Raw genomic sequence first — 18,701 nt, forward strand, 5'->3', positions numbered from 1 at the left:
GGCTGTCATTGATGATTTGGCGGTCAATAAACCAACCAAAAGCAACGGCAAAAAGCGATACATCGAACAACAATGCAAAGTTTATCAAAAGATTTATTAACAACCACCTTGATGGTGGCATTTGGAGCGGTAGATCTGCCCAGTGATGCCAGATTATACCTTGCTTGTAGCGGCGGCCGTGATTCGCTGTCTTTGGCGTATGCTTGTTATTTATTGCACAGACAGGGGCAAATCGCCCAGCTGCCCATCTTATTGCATGTGCATCACGGCTGGCAACAGGCCAATGATGATTGGGCTGCATTGGTGGCGTCTTGGGCAGATGATTATGGGTTTGAGTGCCAGATTTTGAAGGTGAATTTGCCAAAAAATAGCGAATCACACGCACGAGATGCTCGCTATCATGCCATGCTGTCGGTGATGAATGCTGGCGATGTGCTGATGCTGGCTCATCACGCTGCTGACCAAGCCGAGACGGTGCTGATGCGGCTGATTAATGGGGCAGGCGTGCAGGGCCTGTCTGGCATCAAGCCATGGCAAACCAAGACCATGATGATTCATCAAGCACCCAAATCCGTCCATCTGTGGCGACCGTGGCTGGCGGTGGGGCGAGATGCCATCAGTGCCTTTGCAGCACGCCATGCCTTGCCTTATGTTGATGATGCGACCAATACCGACCTTGCCCACGCTAGGGGCTTGATACGCACGCAGATTTTACCGCATTTATTGAGCCTAAATCCTAAGGCTATCGAAAATATCGCTCGTTCGGCAAACTTATTGGGGCAGTCGGCAGCTTTACTTGACAGTCAAATTAATCTAAACTTAACCAATATCGACCACCCAGCCAATCAGTTGCCTTATCAGGCAGTGTTGCCAATTGCTGATTTTTTTGGACTAGATAAGGTAGCACAGATGAGCGTTTTACACCGCTGGTTACAGGCTGACGAACCCATGCCGCCCAGCCAGCAGTTTACCCACAGTGTTCATCAGTTGATGTGTCGCACGGACAATGACCACGCCAGCCAGTTGATTTGGCAGGCCTGTCAGGCAAATTATGTGATTTGTCGCTATGATAATTGTCTGTATCGCTACCGCCAAGATGTTTGGCAGATGCTGACTGTCAATTCGTCCCATTTACCCATCAAGACAGATAAATTGTCGGACAATGTCGATAATGGCGATGATGTCGGCAATAGCAATCACGGCAGCGTTTGGACGCTGATGGCAGGCGATGCGTGTCAGCTGCAGCTGATTTGTCCACGCACCATTTGCCTACATCAAGTACAAAAATCCGATGCCATCAATATCGGTAAGCACAGCTACCGAGCCAAAAAACTGGCACAAAAGCTACGCCTGCCACCATGGCTTAGGCAACACCTTTGGCAAATCACCACCGCCGATGGCACTTATCTTGTCGCACCGATGATGGTCTGGCGGCTGCCAGATGGCAAGTTGCTGACAGATTTTGCACAGATGGGGCGAATGGTGTACAATGGGGATTTTTAACGCAAATTGGCTAGGCAAATTAAGCCAATTTAACCGAGCAAATTTGACCAAGCCTTTAACAAATTTTTAACATAGTTTTAACGAAGTATGCAACCAAGCAACTTCAACCCAATCACTGCAACCAAGCAATTTTAACCAAAAATTGGATTGATAACCTAGGAATGACTATGACGGATTTTAGTGTATTAAATGGTAAAACCGTTGCCTTTATTGGCGGCGGCAATATGGCAGGTGCGATTATCGATGGCTTATTAAAAGCCAAACATGAGCATCAGCTGGATTTGAATTTGAGCGTATCAGACAGCGATGCCGATAAGCAGGCTGCATTTGCCAATAAAGGCGTTACTGCCGTCAGCCCTGATGCTGCCGATGGTATCATCAAGGCTGCCGATGTCGTGGTTTTGGCAGTCAAGCCGCAGATTATGCGTGAAGTGGCAGCCAGTATCGCACCGCATTTGGATCGCCAGCTGGTGCTGTCGATTGCTGCTGGCTTGTCGGTGGCGACTTTATCGCAGATGCTCGGCGGTTATCGCCACATTGTGCGTTGTATGCCAAATTTGCCAGCCAGTAAGGGCTTTGGGGCATCTGGCTTGTTCGCCGATGGTGTCGATCAATCCGCTTGCCAGCTTGCCGAAGTGGTGATGCAGGCGTCTGGCATCGTCTCATGGGTCAAAGATGAAGCGTTGCTACACGCTGTAACGGCGGTGGCAGGCTCAGCACCAGCGTATTTTTTCTATGTGCTTGAAAATATGATCGCCAAAGCCGTGCAAATGGGACTTGAGCCTGCCGATGCACACGCCTTGGCAGTGCAGAGTTTGCGTGGAGCAGGGGCGTTGGCGGTGGATAATGATCCTGCCACTTTGCGTGAGCAAGTTACTTCAAAAGGCGGCACGACCGCTGCAGCATTAGACAGTTTATATGCCGATGAAGTGGGGCAAGCATTTGCCAAAGCCATGCAAGCGTGCAGCGATCGCAGCGTCGAGCTGGGTCAGGTACTTAGCCAATAATCCCCAACTCAGCTGATTTTAAGAATTTTTATGATGCATTCTACTGCTTTTGTTTTGACCAATATGCTCATCAATGTCGCCTTGATGCTGCTGTTTATCCGCTTTATGATTCAGCTGGCAGGCATTGATACTGGCGTGCCGATGTCAAAGGCGACCTACCGATTGACAGGCGTCGTTGATGTGTTTGCCCGCATTTTCCCAAATTTGGCGGCTGGACGAGTCAGCAGTGCCGCTGTGGTGTTGATGCTACTTTTATATTTGATAAATATCGCTGCCAACAATGCGATTGTTGGGCGTTCAATGACCGCCATTGAGCTGTTTTTTGTCGGTTCATTGAGTGGCGTTATTAAGTTTTTGCAGCTTTTGCGTTATACGATGATTGCATCGGCGGTGAGCAGTCTTTTGGTGATGTTTTTGAATGTCAATAACAGCGTGCTGATGGTGTTAATGCAGTTATCCGAGCCGATTGTTGCGCCGTTTCGCCGTTTTGTGCCTAATTTGGGTATGCTGGATTTGTCATTTTTGGTGGCATTGATGACGCTGCTATTGCTCGAAGATGTGATTGGTATCATCGCTACCAATATTTGGCTGAGCTAATTGGCTTGGTGGGCAAGATGGATAAATTGATAAAATTTACCAAAACTTGCTAAAAAAACTTACCAAAAGACTTGCCAAAACCGAATAAAAATCAGCATCAATTTGGTGCTGATTTTTTAATGGCTTGATTTTGTCAAATTTTAGGGGTGGGTTGATAAAAGATGAAAAAAGCGATTGGGAATCAGCTGCGTGCCAGCATCAGTATGGGGTTTGTCAGCACAAATCAGCGTCTGATGAATCCAACGGTCAGCGGCTACAATGGCTTGGATAATGTCATCGCCCATCGCCAGACGAGCGGCGATGTGGCTGGCAAGTGAGCAGCCAGAGCCGTGAAATTCGCCCAATAAGCGTGGCACGATGCTGGTGTGGGCGATTTGACCATCGATGTACAAAAACTGCTCAATATCGCCAGTATCGTAGTCGTGCGAAGTCTTTAGCAGCACCGCCTTGACGCCTTGATGGTTTAGAGCTTTGGCGGCGTCGTGCAGGTCATTTTGTCCGCTCAAGGCACGGATTTCGTGCGTGTTTGGTGTGATGAGCGTGGCATAAGGCAGCAGGCGAGCAAAGGCTTTGGCCAGTGTTTTGGCGTCGCCCAGACTGCCGCCTGAGTTTGCCACCAAGACAGGGTCAAGCACATAAGGCGTGCCTGCTTTGATGGCGTTTTGTTCGAACAATTCGGCGATGGTGGCGATATTTTCCACTGTGCCAAGCATGCCTGACTTGATGGCTTTGATGGGCAAATCGCCCAGTACCGTGGTCGCCTGCTGGCGAAGTAGCGAGCTTGCCACAGGCTCAAAGCCATAGACCGCCTGCGAGCTTTGCACGGTGATGGCGGTACAGGCGACCGCAGCGTGGCCGCCTGCTGCACCGATGGCTTCGATGTCGGCTTGTAGCCCTGCACCGCCTGATGGGTCAAGTCCTGAAAAGCATAATACGGTTGGTCGCATGGTCATGGGTCTATCCTTAGTTGGTGGTTTGGTTGTGGGTTTGTTATTGGCAGATTTGGTTTGGTATGGTCGACAATTTGCCAAATTGTCATCACTCAATGATACTATATTACCAAACCCATCACCAAAATGGCACAAAAAATAGAACAAATTTTCATCAATTTTGTTAAATTTTGAGCAATTTTGACCAAAACTGCATAAAATCGCATAAAAATGATGATAATTTCAAAATTTTTACAAAAAACGCTTGCAATCGGTGTAATTTTTGTTATAATTATCGCCCACAACGACAGGCGAAATCATCAGATGATGAGCATCAAATGATAAGTAGGTAAATCTAGCAGTTTATCTAGCCGAAGTTCGGTGAAGTGGGTGAGTGGCTGAAACCAGTTCCCTGCTAAGGAACCATACCTAATTACGGGTATCGAGGGTTCGAATCCCTCCTTCACCGCCATTTATTTTCTAAGTTTTATAAATGATAAAAATTTTAGAAAATAAATAAAAAAAATGCTTGACTTACAAAATAAATGCTGTATAATACGCCACAACAAACGATGTTAGATCAGAGTAAGTTAATCCGCACCCGTAGCTCAGTTGGATAGAGCACTTGGCTACGAACTAAGGGGTCGGGAGTTCGAATCTCTCCGGGTGCGCCATATTGTCAATCACCGCAGGTCATAACTTGCGGTGATTTCTTTTTGCTTTTTATTTTATGTGTTGAACTGCAAAAACCAAAAATTAGAAAAATTTTATCAATCCGCTTGGCTTGCTCGGCATCTGTCGGCAATTCGTGGTACAATACTCCTTTGATTATTTTAAAAAAGGCAAATATTTGCCAAAGCTGTTTGTCTGCATTTGCCAAATTTACTCAAAGTTTGTCAAATGCACTCAAAGCAGTTTTTGCATTTTGATGATTAAAAATCCCAACCCAAATTTGTAACCATTGACCATAACACGCCGATTTATTATGTCCAAATCAAGTCCAAATACCGCCAAACCTGCCAGTCCCAACGATGTGCCGACCGTTGCCAGTCCTTTGGTGCGGCTGACCGCCATTATTTATGACGGCATGCTGATTTTGGCGATGCTGTTTTTGGTCGGAGCGGTGCTATCGGTGGTTGGCACGCTGCTGTTTTTAGATGTTGGCACAACTTCCCAGCAAGCCCAGCGATTGCCCTTGTGGTATCAAAATGCGGTGATGACGCCGTCTTTTGTGCTAACTTTGGTGGGGTTTTATGGGATTTTTTGGCGAAAATCTGGGCAAACGCTGGGCATGCAAACTTGGCGACTAAAGACAGTCAATGAATCTGGCGAGCTATTAAGCTGGCTACAAAGTTTTGTGCGGATTATCAGCGCCTGCCTTGTGCCTGCTTTGTGTGCGGTGGCAGGTGCGTTGCTTCATGGCTCAAAATTGGCGGTTTTGGTGGCGGCATTTTTGGGATTTTTGTTCAATTTTTTATTTTGCTTGTTTAACCGCCGTGGGCTGGCGGTGCATGATATGCTGTCTAACACCATCACCCTAAAAGTGCCAAAAATTGCTCACGAAACGCTGTGGCAAAGCCTAAGACGCCGCAAAAATCACTAGTCAATCATTGGTAGTATTTAACGATTGGTAATTGATGCAATTTTTAATTTAAAATTTATTAAAAATAACAAGCGAATATCCAAAATGTCGGTGTTCGCTTTTTATTTTAAAAATATGAACATCTTTTTTGGGTAAGGCGTTCTCTTACAGATGGCAAAGCCCATACAAAGTCAACCAAAATCTTACAAATTTCCTTAAATTATCCTTATCTACCACCCATTTTAGCAGATTTCGCCTGATAAATACAAAGCAAGCAAATATCACCACCAAAACTCTCCAACAAAAACCCCCTAAAAACCAACAACTTACAAACTTTCTCCCCACCACCCAAAAAAACCCCTTTACAAGACAAACAATGATACCTATAATACGCACCACTCAAGCAAAGCAGATAAACAAAATCTTCTGCTAAATCAATAACTTAGCTAACACTTTATCATATTACTTTATCATACAAAGTATCATAAAGCTGCCTAAGATAAATTGATTGATCACCGATTTAAAATTTGACAATTTGACTTGACAATTTGCATCAAATCAATCAAATTGAAAAATTTTAAAAAAAAGTGAAAAAGACGCTTGACAACAAATTTTAAGCGTGTATAATACGCAACTCATTGAACAACTGGACGACAGTGTTCAACACTATTTAAAATCCAAACTAAAGAACAACTTGTGTGGATTTTTGTCAATACAAGATACTTAAAAATATTATCATTTATTGATACTTTTACTTATCTTAGTATTACACTTATTTAAGTAAGGCAAAAATACTCAAAGTTAATTCATTTACACGATGAGCAAATATTTGCTAGTAAGTACGATAAATGAGCCAACATTAAAGCCCTATCGATTTAACTTAGTTTACTAAGTCAAACTCATAGGCAAAACAAGATTAAACTGAAGAGTTTGATCATGGCTCAGATTGAACGCTGGCGGCAGGCTTAACACATGCAAGTCGAACGAGGTTAGAAAGCTTGCTTTTGATACCTAGTGGCGGACGGGTGAGTAATGCTTAGGAATCTGCCTAGTAGTGGGGGATAACTTGGGGAAACTCAAGCTAATACCGCATACGACCTACGGGTGAAAGGGGGCGCAAGCTCTCGCTATTAGATGAGCCTAAGTCGGATTAGCTAGTTGGTGGGGTAAAGGCCTACCAAGGCGACGATCTGTAGCTGGTCTGAGAGGATGATCAGCCACACTGGGACTGAGACACGGCCCAGACTCCTACGGGAGGCAGCAGTGGGGAATATTGGACAATGGGCGAAAGCCTGATCCAGCCATGCCGCGTGTGTGAAGAAGGCCTTTTGGTTGTAAAGCACTTTAAGTGGGGAGGAAAAGCTAATGGTTAATACCCATTAGCCCTGACGTTACCCACAGAATAAGCACCGGCTAACTCTGTGCCAGCAGCCGCGGTAATACAGAGGGTGCAAGCGTTAATCGGAATTACTGGGCGTAAAGCGCGCGTAGGTGGTTACTTAAGTCAGATGTGAAAGCCCTGGGCTTAACCTAGGAATTGCATCTGATACTGGGTAACTAGAGTAGGTGAGAGGGGAGTAGAATTCCAGGTGTAGCGGTGAAATGCGTAGAGATCTGGAGGAATACCGATGGCGAAGGCAGCTCCCTGGCATCATACTGACACTGAGGTGCGAAAGCGTGGGTAGCAAACAGGATTAGATACCCTGGTAGTCCACGCCGTAAACGATGTCTACCAGTCGTTGGGTCTCTTGAAGACTTAGTGACGCAGTTAACGCAATAAGTAGACCGCCTGGGGAGTACGGCCGCAAGGTTAAAACTCAAATGAATTGACGGGGGCCCGCACAAGCGGTGGAGCATGTGGTTTAATTCGATGCAACGCGAAGAACCTTACCTGGTCTTGACATACACAGAATTCGCTAGAGATAGCTTAGTGCCTTCGGGAACTGTGATACAGGTGCTGCATGGCTGTCGTCAGCTCGTGTCGTGAGATGTTGGGTTAAGTCCCGCAACGAGCGCAACCCTTTTCCTTAGTTACCAGCACTTCGGGTGGGAACTCTAAGGATACTGCCAGTGACAAACTGGAGGAAGGCGGGGACGACGTCAAGTCATCATGGCCCTTACGACCAGGGCTACACACGTGCTACAATGGTAGGTACAAAGGGTTGCTACACAGCGATGTGATGCCAATCTCAAAAAGCCTATCGTAGTCCGGATTGGAGTCTGCAACTCGACTCCATGAAGTCGGAATCGCTAGTAATCGCAGATCAGAATGCTGCGGTGAATACGTTCCCGGGCCTTGTACACACCGCCCGTCACACCATGGGAGTTGATCTCACCAGAAGTGGTTAGCCTAACGCAAGAGGGCGATCACCACGGTGGGGTCGATGACTGGGGTGAAGTCGTAACAAGGTAGCCGTAGGGGAACCTGCGGCTGGATCACCTCCTTAACGAAGATATCTGATTGGCAAGAATTCACAACAAGTTGTTCTTTAGTAAGATGTTTAAAACGGGTCTATAGCTCAGTTGGTTAGAGCACCGTGTTGATAACGCGGGGGTCATAAGTTCAAGTCTTATTAGACCCACCATTTATGGGGCCATAGCTCAGTTGGTAGAGCGCCTGCCTTGCACGCAGGAGGTCAGGAGTTCGACTCTCCTTGGCTCCACCAATCATTAAACATCAAGCATACATAAGCGATTTAAGAAAGATTTCTTATCTATGCTTTAACTTTATAAACTGACGAAGTTTATATTATTATTTAACAACATGATTATGAGTCTGGGTTAATAAATTATCCAACGTAATTTATTAACCATGCTAAGTACACCCCAAAATGTACTTAGCTAAAGTAAAGAGAACTGAATCAAGCGTAAACATAGGTGAATCGTTACACATTACCCATACATTAAAGACCCTTTGGGGTTGTATGGTCAAGTAATGAAGTGCACATGGTGGATGCCTTGGCAGTCAGAGGCGATGAAAGACGTGATAGCCTGCGATAAGCGTCGGTGAGGTGGCAATATCCTGTGACCCGGCGATTTCTGAATGGGGAAACCCACCTAAGATAACTTAGGTATCATAATTTATTTTATGAGGCAAACCGGGAGAAGTGAAACATCTCAGTACCCCGAGGAAAAGACATCAATTGAGATTCCCCAAGTAGCGGCGAGCGAACGGGGAGGAGCCGATCAATTAAACAGTAGCAAAATGGCGTGGGAAAGCCAACCATAGTAGGTGATAGTCCTGTATGCGAAACTGTTTAAGCGACATATTAAGTAGGGCGGAACACGAGAAATTCTGTCTGAAGATGGGGGGACCATCCTCCAAGGCTAAATACTCCTGACTGACCGATAGTGAACCAGTACCGTGAGGGAAAGGCGAAAAGAACCCCTGTTAGGGGAGTGAAATAGAACCTGAAACCGTGTGCATACAAGCAGTCGGAGCGGACTTGTTCCGTGACGGCGTACCTTTTGTATAATGGGTCAGCGACTTATATTCTGTAGCAAGGTTAACCGTATAGGGGAGCCGTAGGGAAACCGAGTCTTAATAGGGCGTTTAGTTGCAGGGTATAGACCCGAAACCGAGTGATCTATCCATGAGCAGGTTGAAAGTGCCGTAACAGGCACCGGAGGACCGAACCCACTCCCGTTGAAAAGGTAGGGGATGACTTGTGGATAGGGGTGAAAGGCTAATCAAACTCGGTGATAGCTGGTTCTCCCCGAAAGCTATTTAGGTAGCGCCTCGGACGAATACCATTGGGGGTAGAGCACTGTTTCGGCTAGGGGGTCATCCCGACTTACCAAACCGATGCAAACTCCGAATACCGATGAGTAATATCCGGGAGACAGACGGCGGGTGCTAACGTCCGTCGTCAAGAGGGAAACAACCCAGACCGCCAGCTAAGGCCCCAAATTCCTAGTTAAGTGGGAAACGATGTGGGAAGGCACAGACAGCTAGGAGGTTGGCTTAGAAGCAGCCACCCTTTAAAGAAAGCGTAATAGCTCACTAGTCGAGTCGGCCTGCGCGGAAGATGTAACGGGGCTCAAACTAGGAGCCGAAGCTGCGGATTTAATTGTTTCAATTAAGTGGTAGGGGAGCGTTGTGTAAGCCTGTGAAGGTGTATCGTAAGGTATGCTGGAGGTATCACAAGAGCGAATGCTGACGTGAGTAACGACAAAACGGGTGAAAAGCCCGTTCGCCGGAAGACCAAGGGTTCCAGTCCAACGTTAATCGGGGCTGGGTGAGTCGACCCCTAAGGCGAGGCCGAAAGGCGTAGTCGATGGGAAATCGGTTAATATTCCGATACTTGTTTATGATGCGATGGAGGGACGGAGAAGGTTATGCCAGCCTGGCGATGGTTGTCCAGGTGGAAGGATGTAGGTAGGTTTAGTAGGCAAATCCGCTAGACTATTACTGAGATCTGATAGCAAGCCAGTTTACTGGCGAAGTGGCAAATACCATGCTTCCAGGAAAAGCTTCTAAGCGATAGTTATAAACAAATCGTACCCGAAACCGACACAGGTGGTCAGGTAGAGAATACCAAGGCGCTTGAGAGAACTCTGCTGAAGGAACTAGGCAAAATGGTACCGTAACTTCGGGAGAAGGTACGCTGCCGACGGTGAAACCCTTGCGGTGTAAGCTGTTGGCAGTCGCAGATACCAGGCTGCTGCAACTGTTTATTAAAAACACAGCACTCTGCAAACACGAAAGTGGACGTATAGGGTGTGATGCCTGCCCGGTGCTGGAAGGTTAATTGATGGGGTTAGCGTATGCGAAGCTCTTGATCGAAGCCCCAGTAAACGGCGGCCGTAACTATAACGGTCCTAAGGTAGCGAAATTCCTTGTCGGGTAAGTTCCGACCTGCACGAATGGCATAATGATGGCAGCGCTGTCTCCAGCAGAGACTCAGTGAAATCGAAATCGCAGTGAAGATGCTGTGTACCCGCGGCTAGACGGAAAGACCCCGTGAACCTTTACTACAGCTTTACATTGAACTTTGACCTAACTTGTGTAGGATAGGTGGGAGGCTTTGAAGTGGCGACGCCAGTTGCCATGGAGCCAACCTTGAAATACCACCCTGGTTATGTTGGGGTTCTAACTCAGATATCACAATATCGAGGACAATGTATGGTGGGTAGTTTGACTGGGGCGGTCTCCTCCTAAAGAGTAACGGAGGAGTACGAAGGTGCGCTCAGAACGGTCGGAAATCGTTCAAAGAGTATAAAGGCAAAAGCGCGCTTAACTGCGAGACCCACAAGTCGAGCAGGTACGAAAGTAGGTCTTAGTGATCCGGTGGTTCTGTATGGAAGGGCCATCGCTCAACGGATAAAAGGTACTCTGGGGATAACAGGCTGATACCGCCCAAGAGTTCATATCGACGGCGGTGTTTGGCACCTCGATGTCGGCTCATCTCATCCTGGGGCTGAAGCAGGTCCCAAGGGTATGGCTGTTCGCCATTTAAAGAGGTACGCGAGCTGGGTTTAGAACGTCGTGAGACAGTTCGGTCCCTATCTACCGTGGGCGTTGGAAATTTGAGAGGATCTGCTCCTAGTACGAGAGGACCAGAGTGGACGAACCTCTGGTGTTCCGGTTGTCACGCCAGTGGCATTGCCGGGTAGCTACGTTCGGATGGGATAACCGCTGAAAGCATCTAAGCGGGAAGCCCACCTCAAGATAAGATTTCCCTAAAGAGCCGTTGTAGACTACGACGTTGATAGGTTGGGTGTGGAAGCGTAGTGATACGTGTAGCTAACCAATACTAATTGCTCGTTTGGCTTGACCATACAACACCCAAGTGGTTTAGTATGATAAAGTGTAAAGATTTTACCTAGCAAGCTTGAATCAATCTTGAATAGCTTTAAAAAGATAACAATTTAAAGTAAAAATTAAATAACAGACTCATAAGCAGCGTTGTTAATCCTTTTACGCTGACGACAATAGCAAGATGGAACCACCTGATCCCTTCCCGAACTCAGAAGTGAAACGTCTTAGCGCCGATGGTAGTGTGGTTCGCCCATGTGAGAGTAGGTCATCGTCAGCACCTTATTTCAGACCCCCGTACGAGAGTGCGGGGGTTTTTGGGTTTTTGTAAGAAATATTTTGCTTTGTTGGAATATGGTTATAAACTTGGACATTTTGCATGATGGTTGATAAAATAAAAACCAAATTTTTAATATTGTGACGATTATGCAAAAATTTACTAAATTTCATTTTGTCGCTGTGCTAAGCGGTATTGGTACGATTGCTCAAGTAGCCTGCGCACAAGGCAATGCCAACGATGGCAGCATTTATCAATTCATTGATGCCGAACGGCAAAAATCCAGCCCAAATGCCATGCGACAATACGAACAAAATATGCAAGGCACATTATTTGCGATGTATCCGACTTATTGGCGGCTGAATTATAATTTATCCAGTCAATCGCCTGATGAAGTTAATAACTTTGTGCGGCAATACCCCAGTAATGTGATGAGCGAAAAATTGGCGGCGGATTATGCCGAAGTCAAAGCACGCCAAGGCGATTATGCGTCAGTGCGTGCGGTTGCCAACAGTATTGAAAACCCTGATGATTCAGAAGCTTGTGCCATTGCATTGGGATTTAATCAAAGTGATGACTCGGTGCGTGCCTTGTATCAAAAGCCCAATGTTTGGTTAAATACCCAAATCAAACAGTCTTTGTGCGACAAGCTAGCCAGCGAAATGAGCTACAACCCACGCATTACCAATACCGACAAGCACGAGCGATTGGTGCGTATGCTGCGTATCGACAAGCGGCAATTGTCCAGCCGACAAGCACCATTGGATAAAGTGAGCGATATTGTATCATTGATGAACCAGCTGGGGCTGTCGGTCAATTATCAGACTTTGCAGGATATTCGCAATAATCCCAACGAGTTTTTTACTCGCTTTTCCCAAGAAAGCTATAGTGATGCCAATCAATATTTGTATATTTACGCCATCAGCCTGCTGGCACATCGCTCTTATTGGGAAGCGTCCACGCAGCTAAATTATGACATCGCCGAAGACAACCGCCGCAGTCAGCGTCTGCTGTCTGATATGGCTCGCCGTTATGCGTGGCGGAGTATTGGTGTCAAACGCATGAACATGAACACTGACGATGGTTATAGCATCAATGCAGTGGAATGGTTCAGAAACAGCTTGGGCGAGCCGTTCAATTACGAAGAAGCTGAAGATTATGCACAAGCGGCCATTCACTTTGGGCAATGGCAAGATGTCATCAATGCCATCGGTGCGATGACGGCCGTGGAGCAACAAGAGCGAGTTTGGCAATACTGGCTGGCACGAGCCTATGAGCAAACTGGCAAACAAAACGAAGCTCGCCGCATTTATACCAATCTTGCCACAGGTATCGATTATTATGGTTTGCTTGCTAAAGACCGCATCGGCCAGCGTCTGACGCTGTCGGATATTGGCGGCAACGCCTTGCCTGTTGTTGATGCCAAAAGTGAGCAGCGAGTGATGAATAATCCTGATTTTGCCCGAGCGTTATTATTGATGCAAAATAATGCCAGCTTGGAGCATATCAATCGTGAATGGAATTGGGCGGTGCGTAAGGCTCGAGAGTCTGGCGATACCGAGCTTTTGCTTGCCGCTGCTAAAAAAGCCCACGATTTGGGTTATTATCACCGCAGTATCCAAGCCATCGAGACCACCGATAGCGTCCGTAACGGTGCATTATCACACCCAACGCCATACATGGACAGCACCTTACGCCACAGTCGTAATGTCGGCATCGACCCTGCGTGGGCGTATGGCATCATGCGTCAAGAAAGCCGCTTTCAGTCGTCCGCCCAATCGGGTGCTGGGGCGGGCGGTTTGATGCAAATTATCCCAGGTACTGCCAACCAGATTGCAAGGGGTATGGGCGAATCAGCTGGCAGCATGAGCAATCCAGACACCAATATCCGCTATGGCACTTGGTTTTTGAATGACTTGGCAAATCGTGTTGGTGGTCAAATCGCTGTGGCAACTGCAGGCTATAACGCAGGGCCGGGGGCGGCACGCAAATGGCTACCAACGCATGGCAATATCAATGCTGATCAATATGTCGAAGCGATTCCTTATTCTGAAACACGGGCTTATGTCAAGCATGTGATGGAAAATGCGACCGTTTATAGCGTGATATTGGGTCAGCCTGTGCCAATCAGCCAACGCATGGGCATTGTCCAGTCACGCTAAGCCAATTGAATTGACAACTTGCCATCAATCAAAAGCCCAATGCTCAAATGCTGGGTTTTTTGATGGTAATTTTGCGGTGCTTTTGCCATGCTTTGGTCATCAATTGATGCGATAAAAAGGTTTGTCTTTGCCCTTATAAAATGATACACTAGCGATGATTTGGTATTTTTGGTGATACACCCATTGCTAAAAATGTATAATCAACCGATTTTTGGTTTCCCTTAATAACTAGAAGGAATAACTCATGAAACAACCTGTTCGTGTTGCTGTTACTGGTGCTGCTGGTCAAATTGGCTACAGCTTGCTATTTCGTATCGCATCAGGAGAGATGCTTGGCAAGGATCAGCCAGTGATTCTACAATTATTAGAAATCCCTGTCGAAAAAGCACAACAAGCCTTACAAGGCGTGATCATGGAGCTTGACGACTGTGCTTTCCCATTGCTGGTTGATATTATCGGTACTGACGATCCAAATGTGGCGTTCAAAGATGCCGATTATGCGTTGTTGGTCGGTGCTCGTCCTCGTGGTCCAGGCATGGAGCGTGCTGATTTGCTACAAGAAAACGCCAAAATCTTTACCGTTCAAGGTAAAGCACTGAACGATGTGGCAAGCCGTGATGTTAAAGTTTTGGTGGTGGGCAACCCAGCAAATACCAACGCTTATATCGCCATGAAATCAGCACCAGATTTGCCAGCCAAAAACTTCACCGCCATGCTGCGTCTTGACCACAACCGTGCCTTGACCCAAGTCGCCAAAAAAACTGGCAAAGCGGTCAAAGACATCAAAAACCTAACCGTATGGGGCAACCACAGCCCAACCATGTACGCCGATTATCGCTTTGCAACCATCAATGGTGAAAGCGTGAAAGATATGATTAACGACCAAGAATGGAACGCCAATGTATTCTTGCCAACCGTTGGTAAGCGTGGTGCGGCAATCATCGAAGCTCGTGGCCTATCATCAGCGGCATCAGCAGCGAACGCAGCGATTGACCACATGCGTGATTGGGCGCTTGGCACCAATGGCGAATGGGTAACGATGGGTATCCCATCTGATGGCTCATACGGCATTCCAGAAGGTGTTATGTTCGGTTTCCCAGTAACCACCGAAAACGGCGAATACAAAATCGTTGAAGGTCTAGAAATCGATGAATTTAGCCAAAAATACATCAACATCACGCTAAACGAGCTGGAAGAAGAGCGTGCAGCGATTGATCATTTGTTTGCATAAATTTAGTTTGCTTTAAATAAATACTAAATTTAAAGCAAATACAAGCAATGCATCGTTGGCATTATCAACAAAAACACCTTTTGCTCATCACAAAAGGTGTTTTTTATTAAGATTTTTAAACAAATTAAATTGCAAATTAAGCTAAAACAAACCAAGTCTAAAATTGGCTTTATATTGACTTTGTTAAGTAATTTTCTCCCATTGAAGCTGCTTGATTGCTTGCAAAATACCGTCTTCGTCATGGCGTGGGCAAACCATATCGGCGGCTTGTTTGGCATCTGGGTGGGCATTACCCATGGCGATGGCAGTGCCGACCAGCTTAAACATCTCAATATCATTTAGCCCATCGCCAAAGGCGGCGGCGTCAGTTGGCGAGATGTCAAGCCGCTTAAGCAAGGCGGTAATCGCACGAGCCTTGGAGCTGTTGGCGTCTAGCACATCGACGGCACACTCATGCCAGCGAGTAGTCTTGATGCCAGTGGGTAAATCCAACAAAGGGGCTTGATTTTCTTGATAAAATGCCAAAATCTGATAAATGGGCTGATAAAAATCAAAACTGTCTTTGTCCGCTTTGATGGATTGGATATTTAACGAACCCAATGCCGCTTGCCGATTGTCGCTGTCCAAAAAATGATACACTTCGGTTTTGGTCATGCAGGCGGTGGCGATGCGATGCTTGTCAAAAAGCTGCAAAACCGCCAACACTTGCTCAGGTTTTAGTGGATAATCGAACAATTTTTGACCCTGATATTGATTGTACTGCCCATTCATGGTCAAAAGATAATCAATGCCGACCGTGTCAATCAGTTGGCTAATCGGCGGCGGAATGATGCCCAGACTGCGACCTGTGGCGATGGCGATGATGATGCCTTGGTTTTTTAGGGCATGCAGGGCGGTGCTGACGCTGTCAGGTACGCTTTGGGTGTCTTTGATGTACAAAGTGTCATCAATGTCAAAAAAGACGATTTTTGGTGGTGGGTGGTTTGGTGTAGGCATTTTGTTTGATTGATTAATAGTTACTGTTTTGGTGGTATGATTGGGTTTTTAAAATATCAAATGATTTTGCCAAAAAAGCAATCTTGACAAAAACCAATGCACCGATTGTATCACAGTTGGTCAATTTTGCTGATAAAAATCTGCTGATTGATGCTGATAAACCATAAAAAATGCCAAATCAATCCGCAACTCATCATTTACCAAAACAACCAAACATTTGCTATGATTTGCAATGGTTATTTAAAAAACTGGTTTAAAATTGGTTTAAAAAGTCTATTTAAAGAATTTGGTTTAAAGCGAATTTAAAAAAATAGCACAGCGGTTATGCCGTGCTATTTTTGGTTTTGGGTGTTGATATTTTTAATGTAAAATTAAAGGTATTGATTATTTAAAATCAAACTTTTAAATCAAATTTTCAAATCAAAACGATCGGCGTTCATCACCTTAACCCATGCCGCCACAAAGTCTTTGACAAACTTTTCTTTGGCATCGTCTTGGGCATAGACTTCAGCATAGGCACGCAAGATGGAATTTGAACCAAAAACCAAATCCACACGAGTGGCCGTCCATTTGACTTGACCTGTGCTGCGGTCGCAGATGTTGTAGCTGTTGCGGCCTGTGGGCTGCCAAGTGTTATTCATATCCACCAGATTTCTAAAAAAATCTGTACTAAGAACGCCGATGCGATCGGTAAATACACCGTGCTGGCTGCCGCCGTGGTTCGCCCCAAGTACACGCATACCGCCAATCAGCACCGTCATCTCTGGTGCGGTCAATCCCATCAGTTGGGCACGGTCAAGCAGCAGCTCTTCTGGCTGTGGTGCGTAATGGGCTTCTTGGAAATTGCGAAAGCCATCATGAATTGGTTTTAGATACTCAAACGATGCAGCATCGGTCTGCTCATCGCTGGCATCGCCACGCCCAGCGGCAAATGGCACAGTGATTGGCACACCAGCATCAAAGGCGGCTTTTTCGACAGCAGCAGTACCGCCTAGGACGATTAAATCGGCAATGCTGACTTTTTTGTCAAGGGTGGCTTGCAGCTGCTCATATACCGCCAGTACTTTTGCCAGACGCTCAGGCTCGTTACCAACCCAGTCTTTTTGGGGTGCTAGGCGAATGCGAGCACCGTTGGCACCACCACGGTAATCCGACTGGCGAAAAGTGCGTGCCGAATCCCAAGCGGTTGCCACCAATTCTGATACCGATAAGCCAGTGGCTAGGATTTTCGCTTTTAGCTTGGCAATTTCGTCATCGCTTAGCGTATAGTCCACCGCTGGAATAGGATCTTGCCAAATCAAATCTTCGCTTGGCACATCTGCACCCAGATAGCGGCTTTTTGGACCCATATCACGATGGGTAAGCTTAAACCATGCACGAGCAAAAGCATCGTCCAAGGCGGCTTGATCGTTCAAAAAACGCTCGGAGATTTTGCGATATTCAGGGTCACGAATCAGTGCCATGTCGGCATCGGTCATGACGATTTTGCGGCGGATACTTGGGTCAAATGAATCCACTGGCATGTCTTCGGCGTCCATCTCGACAGGTTCCCATTGATTAGCACCTGCAGGCGATTTGGTCAATGCCCATTTGTCTTCGTACTTGAACAACAGCTTAAAAAACTCATTATCCCAGCGGTCAGGGTGCGTCGTCCAAGCCCCTTCGATGCCGCTGGTAACTTTGCCTGGGCCTTCAGGATTGAGCCAGCCAAAACCTTGATCTTCGATATTGGCCGCTTCTGGTTCAGCACCAAGTTTGCTGGCATCGCCATTGCCATGTGCTTTGCCGATGGTATGACCGCCAGCAGTTAGGGCGACGGTTTCTTCGTCATTCATGCCCATACGCTCAAAGGTGATACGCATATCACGAGCGGTTTTTAGCGGATCGGGTTTGCCATCAACACCTTCTGGATTGACATAAATCAGCCCCATCATCACCGACGCCAAAGGATTTTCAAGCTGGCGATCGTCGCTCCAGCGTGAGCCTTCGCTGCCAGTTTTGGCAAGCCATTGCTTTTCACTGCCCCAATAGACATCTTTTTCAGGGTGCCAAATGTCTTCACGACCACCAGCAAAGCCAAAGGTTTTTAGCCCAGCCGATTCATAACCGATTGTCCCTGCCAGCACAATCAAGTCCGCCCAAGACAAGCGGTTGCCGTATTTTTGTTTAATCGGATACAACAGTCGGCGTGCCTTGTCCAAGTTGCCGTTATCAGGCCAGCTGTTTAGCGGTGCAAAGCGGATATTGCCTGTGTTAGCACCGCCACGACCGTCTGCCATGCGGTATGAGCCAGCGGCGTGCCACGACAAGCGACCCATCAGACCGCCATAATAGCCATAATCGGCAGGCCACCATGTTTGGCTGTTTCGCAGCACTTGGCGGACATCTTCTTTGAGTTCTTCTAAATCAATTTTTAAAAACTCTTTGGCGTAATCAAAATCTTCGCCCAGTGGGTTGGTCTTTTTGTCGTGTTGGTGCAAAATGTCTAAATTGAGCGTTTTTGGCCACCAAGCCAGTGGTGTTTGTTCGTCAGTGGTGTTTGCCCCATGAAATGGGCAGCCTGTTTTTGTATTGCTCATCGGTTTTCTCCTTTGGTTTGTCTTGGCATCGAAGTGGGGTGCTTATCGATGCTTTGGTGTGATTATAATCGCATTATGAT

At 46.6% G+C, this 18,701-nt stretch carries 10 protein-coding genes, 4 tRNA genes and 3 rRNA genes; 13 read left to right on the forward strand and 4 right to left on the reverse strand.

The genetic code is table 11. The features are described from left to right. Positions 1-72 precede the first annotated feature (72 nt). The 3 genes from tilS to ACFBZI_RS05215 all read left to right on the forward strand — a co-directional run bounded on the left by tilS (position 73) and on the right by ACFBZI_RS05215 (position 3,107). Positions 73-1,503, forward strand: a complete 1,431-nt coding sequence (gene tilS / locus ACFBZI_RS05205; RefSeq protein ID WP_375715351.1) for a tRNA lysidine(34) synthetase TilS — start codon at positions 73-75, stop codon at positions 1,501-1,503. A 167-nt stretch (positions 1,504-1,670) separates the two neighbouring features. Further along, positions 1,671-2,510: a pyrroline-5-carboxylate reductase gene (gene proC / locus ACFBZI_RS05210; protein ID WP_375715352.1), complete on the forward strand. Its 840-nt coding sequence runs from the start codon at positions 1,671-1,673 to the stop codon at positions 2,508-2,510. 30 nt (positions 2,511-2,540) lie between these two features. After that, positions 2,541-3,107 (forward strand): YggT family protein, encoded by a 567-nt coding sequence (locus tag ACFBZI_RS05215; protein ID WP_375715353.1) that lies wholly within the window; start codon positions 2,541-2,543, stop codon positions 3,105-3,107. Positions 3,108-3,247: 140 nt separating this feature from the next. Here ACFBZI_RS05215 and ACFBZI_RS05220 read toward each other — a convergent pair whose 3' ends face one another. Beyond that, positions 3,248-4,054, reverse strand: coding sequence for a hydroxymethylpyrimidine/phosphomethylpyrimidine kinase (locus ACFBZI_RS05220; RefSeq protein ID WP_375716318.1), 807 nt, complete (start codon positions 4,052-4,054; stop codon positions 3,248-3,250). A 362-nt stretch (positions 4,055-4,416) separates the two neighbouring features. Here ACFBZI_RS05220 and ACFBZI_RS05225 point away from each other — a divergent pair. Together ACFBZI_RS05225 and ACFBZI_RS05230 are read left to right on the forward strand one after the other, a co-directional pair. Next, positions 4,417-4,508: transfer RNA gene (locus tag ACFBZI_RS05225), tRNA-Ser, on the forward strand. 125 nt (positions 4,509-4,633) lie between these two features. Next, positions 4,634-4,710, forward strand: a tRNA-Arg gene (locus tag ACFBZI_RS05230). 5 nt (positions 4,711-4,715) lie between these two features. Here ACFBZI_RS05230 and ACFBZI_RS05235 read toward each other — a convergent pair. Next, the gene (locus tag ACFBZI_RS05235) at positions 4,716-4,916 is read right to left on the reverse strand and encodes a hypothetical protein (protein WP_375715354.1); all 201 of its coding nucleotides are present in this window, start codon (positions 4,914-4,916) and stop codon (positions 4,716-4,718) included. Positions 4,917-5,090: 174 nt separating this feature from the next. Between ACFBZI_RS05235 and ACFBZI_RS05240 the strand changes: the two genes are divergently transcribed. The 8 genes from ACFBZI_RS05240 to ACFBZI_RS05275 all read left to right on the forward strand — a co-directional run bounded on the left by ACFBZI_RS05240 (position 5,091) and on the right by ACFBZI_RS05275 (position 15,046). Next, on the forward strand, positions 5,091-5,639 hold the full coding sequence (locus tag ACFBZI_RS05240; protein WP_375716319.1) for an RDD family protein: 549 nt from the start codon (positions 5,091-5,093) through the stop codon (positions 5,637-5,639). Between the two features lie 897 nt (positions 5,640-6,536). Continuing rightward, positions 6,537-8,065: ribosomal RNA gene (locus tag ACFBZI_RS05245) — 16S ribosomal RNA — on the forward strand. A 61-nt stretch (positions 8,066-8,126) separates the two neighbouring features. Beyond that, positions 8,127-8,203 (forward strand) — tRNA-Ile (locus ACFBZI_RS05250). 5 nt (positions 8,204-8,208) lie between these two features. Further along, positions 8,209-8,284: transfer RNA gene (locus ACFBZI_RS05255), tRNA-Ala, on the forward strand. A gap of 260 nt (positions 8,285-8,544) precedes the next feature. Then, a 23S ribosomal RNA gene (locus ACFBZI_RS05260) occupies positions 8,545-11,399 on the forward strand. A 143-nt stretch (positions 11,400-11,542) separates the two neighbouring features. Continuing rightward, positions 11,543-11,656: ribosomal RNA gene (gene rrf, locus ACFBZI_RS05265) — 5S ribosomal RNA — on the forward strand. The 16S, 23S and 5S rRNA genes sit together here with 2 tRNA genes alongside, the layout of an rRNA operon. A gap of 146 nt (positions 11,657-11,802) precedes the next feature. Then, complete coding sequence (locus ACFBZI_RS05270; protein ID WP_375715355.1) at positions 11,803-13,815, forward strand: lytic transglycosylase domain-containing protein; 2,013 nt, start codon at positions 11,803-11,805, stop codon at positions 13,813-13,815. A gap of 244 nt (positions 13,816-14,059) precedes the next feature. Next, positions 14,060-15,046, forward strand: a complete 987-nt coding sequence (locus ACFBZI_RS05275) for a malate dehydrogenase (protein ID WP_375715356.1) — start codon at positions 14,060-14,062, stop codon at positions 15,044-15,046. 183 nt (positions 15,047-15,229) lie between these two features. Here ACFBZI_RS05275 and ACFBZI_RS05280 read toward each other — a convergent pair whose 3' ends face one another. Together ACFBZI_RS05280 and katG are read right to left on the reverse strand one after the other, a co-directional pair. Further along, entirely contained in the window at positions 15,230-16,042 is an 813-nt protein-coding gene (locus ACFBZI_RS05280; RefSeq protein ID WP_375715357.1) for a Cof-type HAD-IIB family hydrolase, read from the reverse strand. Between the two features lie 407 nt (positions 16,043-16,449). Continuing rightward, positions 16,450-18,621, reverse strand: a complete 2,172-nt coding sequence (gene katG, locus ACFBZI_RS05285; RefSeq protein ID WP_375715358.1) for a catalase/peroxidase HPI — start codon at positions 18,619-18,621, stop codon at positions 16,450-16,452. Positions 18,622-18,701 lie beyond the last annotated feature (80 nt).

This window comes from Moraxella marmotae, from assembly GCF_042219885.1.
In the GTDB taxonomy this organism is placed as follows: domain Bacteria; phylum Pseudomonadota; class Gammaproteobacteria; order Pseudomonadales; family Moraxellaceae; genus Moraxella; species Moraxella marmotae.

Bases quoted from the DNA above. Each gene is read 5' to 3' on its own strand.
- tilS (WP_375715351.1), top strand. From the start codon at position 73: ATGCAAAGTTTATCAAAAGATTTATTAACAACCACCTTGATGGTGGCA.
- ACFBZI_RS05220 (WP_375716318.1), bottom strand. From the start codon at position 4,054: ATGCGACCAACCGTATTATGCTTTTCAGGACTTGACCCATCAGGCGGT.
- ACFBZI_RS05215 (WP_375715353.1), top strand. From the start codon at position 2,541: ATGATGCATTCTACTGCTTTTGTTTTGACCAATATGCTCATCAATGTC.
- proC (WP_375715352.1), top strand. From the start codon at position 1,671: ATGACGGATTTTAGTGTATTAAATGGTAAAACCGTTGCCTTTATTGGC.
- katG (WP_375715358.1), bottom strand. From the start codon at position 18,621: ATGAGCAATACAAAAACAGGCTGCCCATTTCATGGGGCAAACACCACT.
- ACFBZI_RS05270 (WP_375715355.1), top strand. From the start codon at position 11,803: ATGCAAAAATTTACTAAATTTCATTTTGTCGCTGTGCTAAGCGGTATT.
- ACFBZI_RS05275 (WP_375715356.1), top strand. From the start codon at position 14,060: ATGAAACAACCTGTTCGTGTTGCTGTTACTGGTGCTGCTGGTCAAATT.
- ACFBZI_RS05280 (WP_375715357.1), bottom strand. From the start codon at position 16,042: ATGCCTACACCAAACCACCCACCACCAAAAATCGTCTTTTTTGACATT.